This is a genomic window from Citrobacter sp. TBCS-14 (assembly GCF_005280805.1).
In the GTDB taxonomy this organism is placed as follows: domain Bacteria; phylum Pseudomonadota; class Gammaproteobacteria; order Enterobacterales; family Enterobacteriaceae; genus Citrobacter; species Citrobacter gillenii.
Genome location: NZ_SZWM01000176.1, coordinates 1 through 241, shown reverse-complemented (window position 1 = coordinate 241; position 241 = coordinate 1). Strand labels below are relative to the sequence as shown.

At 52.3% G+C, this 241-nt stretch carries 2 pseudogenes; both read right to left on the bottom strand.

Features of this window, described 5'->3' with window-relative positions:
* Nucleotides 1–150: pseudogene (locus tag FDX22_RS30900) on the bottom strand (hypothetical protein); the annotation flags it as partial.
* A pseudogene (locus FDX22_RS30895) lies at nt 150–241 on the bottom strand (hypothetical protein); the annotation flags it as partial. The pseudogenes FDX22_RS30895 and FDX22_RS30900, both read right to left, overlap by 1 nt.

Below are 241 nucleotides of genomic sequence, written 5' to 3'. Positions count from 1 at the left end.
GCGTTGCATGAGTGCGGATGTATCCCGCTCTTGTGTGTAGGCGGACATCCACGCGAGATAGAATTGTTTTACATCCCGGGAGCTATCGTGGCGCGGTGTAGAGCAGCCGCAAAGTAACAGCACCAGAGCAATCAACGAGAATGCTTTCATTACTGCTTCCTGTAAATAGTGTATGACGGTTTTGCCGCCCGATAGCCAGGTCCGGCCCACATATCGCGTTGTCTAAAATCGGAGTACCACG